A 3,296-nucleotide genomic window follows, 5' to 3' on the forward strand; every position below is an offset into this window, starting at 1 on the left:
TGTCTTCAACGACTTTCGCCTGCATCACGCCCAACGAACCGCGCAGATAGAGTTTTTTGGGAATGATTTGCCCGATGGCGGACAATTCCACGCCACGCGAACGGTGTTTACCGCCGACTGCCCAAGTATAGGGATCATTTTGCGCGTCGGGGCGGTAGCGGATATTGAAGCGTTCGATTTGGTAGGCGGACAATGTGGTGCTGAGGCGGTCATCCAGCCAACTGCTTTTGACACCGGTTTCGTATTGGCGGGTGTACTCGGGATCGGCGTTGAACACGGCGGAAGACGACGTATCGATGCTCAAATAGCCGCGTCCGCCATAAGGTGCGAAGCCTTTGTTATACGAGGCGTAGAGCGTGTGGGCGGGCGTTACGTTCCACACTGCACCGATGTTGGGGCTGAATGAGTGACCGCTGTATTGGCGGCTGCTGCCGGTGAGTTTGTTTTCTGAATTAAAGGTGTACTTGTCGTAACGGCCGCCGAGGACGAATTTCAAATCGGGCGTGGCGGAGAAGATGTTTTGCACGAAGATGCCGTAGGAGTCGGCTTTGTGGCGGTTTTGGGTGAGGACGGGCTGCAATCTACCCGAAGCCGGCCAGCTTGCGCGGTCGTATGGATCGATGGAGGCGGTAAAGGCGCGGCTGTAACCCAATGTCGGGTTACGGTGTTCGCGGCTGTAATCCATGCCTACGGTCAGGTGGTTTTCAAAACGGCCGATGTTGTAGTCGCCGTTGAGCGTGAAATTGGACGACAGGGTTTTGTTGTCGGTCTGCTGCCAAGCGTAGTTGCGTTTGATTCGGCTGCCGTTTTCGCTGCCTGCATGAAAATGGTCGAAATCCTGCGCCGCCGTGCGGTGGGCAAGCTGCCATTGGGCGCGCCATTTGTCGTTGAAGGCGTATTCGAGGTCGGAACGCCAAACTTGCAGCTTGTCTTTGACAAAATCGTTCGGGTGGGCAAAACCCATGCGGTAAGGCAGTCCGAAGCGGTCGTACACGGATTTGGTCGGGCTGCGGTCGGGCGTGCGCTCCACATTGTCGTAGGTGTATTGCCCCGTCCATTTCAAGCCGTTGTCGAGTTTGACGGTAATGCTGGGCGAAACCATGACGTTTTTGCTGTCTATGCCGCTGCGGAACGAATTGGCGCGCCCGACTTCACCGGTAAGGCGGATGGCAACGTTTTTGTTCAGCACTTCGTTGATGTCCATATTCAGGCTGCGGTTTGCCCACGAACCATAAACCGCACCGATGTTGCGGCTTTGTTTGAAGTTGGCGTATTTGCTGACCATGTTGATGACGCCGCCGCCGTTGGTGCGCCCGTAAAGCACGGAGGACGGGCCTTTCAGGATTTCCACGCGCTCAATATTGGCAGTGCTGCGGCGCACTTGTCCGCTTTCGCGCACGCCGTCGCGGTAAATATCGGATGCATCGGCTTGGAAGCCGCGCAGGAAAATGCTTTCGCCGCGCATATCGTAGGCAGCATCAATGCCGGCATTGCCTTCGAGGATAGAACTCAAATCGTTCGTGCCGTAGTTTTTGTTTTTCTGAATATTGAGCGTATCGACAGTTTGCGGCGTTTCCTTAATGAGCTGTCCGTTGCGGGTAACGGCAGCTTCGTCGTAATTGATGTAGCCTTTGAGTACGCTGGTGTCGGACTGTCCGACCACGGTAACGGTGGGTAGCGTGGCGGTGTAATGTTCACCATTGTCCTGCGTATCGGCGGCAGCGACAGAGAAGGAAGCGATAATCAGCGTGGGTAATAAAGCTAAATGAAATGGTATTTGCATTTTTATACTCAATTTAACGAAACAACCGAATTATATTGCCTCATAAAAGAAATGAGAATAGTTTCTTTTAATTATATTTAACATGATATTTGCAAACAAAGGCCGTCTGAAACTCATATCAGTTTCAGACGGCCTCTCTTCTTGATAGACACTTCTAAACTATTTACTCAACAACATTTCCTGCATCAGCTTCATGCCCCATTGCCAGCCGCCGAGTGCGCCGTTTAACTGGCCGGAATGCGGCGATTGAAGCAGGCGTGCATGCCAGAGGTCGGCCTGTTCTTGCGCCCAATCGCGTGGCGTGCCGTTTGTTTCGGCGATAACCAGCGCTGTACGGCAAGGGCAGCGGACACGTTGAAACGTATGGATTTCGTCCTCGGGAAAAGCTTCTGGACGCGGCGAGACCAAAATAATATTGGTCAGGCGTTTTTGCGTCAGGATGTCGGTTTGATACAGCCATGCCAAAAATGCGGACACGCCGGCACCATGAGCCACAACGGCAATATTTCTGCTGACGATATGGTCGAAGGCCGTCTGAATGGCGTGTTGCCATTCGGAAATGGTTTGCCGACTATCGGCTTCAGCAGTTTGAACAATCGGATAGCTGACCGCCCAGCGGTCTATCCACATTTCCGCTTCATCCGCATCGCGTATCAGAAACAGTGCCATTTCTTCGAGTTCGAAGCTCTGCATTTCAGACGGCCTATTTGAGCAAGTCGTTGAGTGTAAATGCAATCAGCAACGCGGCAGGCACGCTGAGGATAGCACAAGTCGCCAGACAAAGTACGATGTTGGCAATCAGCCGCCAACCCTTCCAAGCAAAGCATTTGGCCGCAATCAGCAGGCAAGGCAGGGAAAACAGCAGCCATACCAACGCCCATGTCGGATTAGCCTTGGTCGGCGCAACCCAGCCGGACATCCGCGCCAGCATAAACACCGCCCACACCAGCATAGGCAATATAAATGCCGCCACGACCCACGCCGCGCCTACGCCGGTTTTGCCGTTTATATTCCAATCATATTTACCAAAAACCTTATTCGGCAACATAGTCATACTCCACAACTAAAGGGGCGTGATCCGAGAATTTTTCGTCTTTATAAACATGTGCGGAAACAGCTTTGGCGGCCAACTCCGGCGTAACCATCTGATAATCGATGCGCCACCCGACATCTTTCGCATACGCTTGTCCGCGGTTGCTCCACCATGTATAGCCCGGCACATCCGGATAAAGTGTGCGCCACATATCCGTCCAACCGAGCTTGTGGATGACTTTGCCTATCCATTCGCGCTCTTCAGGCAAGAAGCCCGAATTTTTCTGATTGCCCTTCCAGTTTTTCAAGTCGATGTTTTGGTGGGCAATGTTCCAGTCGCCGCAGACGACGATGTCGCGCCCTTCGTTTTTCATGGCTTCGAGCATGGGATAGAACGCGTCCAAAAAGCGGTATTTCACTTGTTGGCGCTCTTCCGCGCTGCTGCCGCTGGGCAGATACAGCGAAATTACCGACAACTTGC

The 3,296-nt window shown here is 53.1% G+C and carries 4 protein-coding genes; all 4 read right to left on the minus strand.

Annotated elements, in window-relative coordinates; all coding sequences use genetic code 11:
* Positions 1-1,783: TonB-dependent receptor (locus ACTHUE_RS13735; protein ID WP_440403039.1), on the minus strand; the 1,783-nt coding region annotated here is incomplete at its 3' end.
* 159 nt (positions 1,784-1,942) lie between these two features.
* Positions 1,943-2,476, minus strand: a complete 534-nt coding sequence (locus tag ACTHUE_RS13740) for an alpha/beta hydrolase (protein WP_219089058.1) — start codon at positions 2,474-2,476, stop codon at positions 1,943-1,945.
* Between the two features lie 10 nt (positions 2,477-2,486).
* The gene (locus tag ACTHUE_RS13745; RefSeq protein ID WP_219089061.1) at positions 2,487-2,831 is read right to left on the minus strand and encodes a hypothetical protein; all 345 of its coding nucleotides are present in this window, start codon (positions 2,829-2,831) and stop codon (positions 2,487-2,489) included.
* On the minus strand, positions 2,818-3,296 hold a 479-nt coding region (locus tag ACTHUE_RS13750; protein ID WP_440423749.1), incomplete at its 5' end, for an exodeoxyribonuclease III. The genes ACTHUE_RS13750 and ACTHUE_RS13745, both read right to left, overlap by 14 nt.

The sequence above is a fragment of the Neisseria sp. P0021.S005 genome (assembly GCF_051956955.1).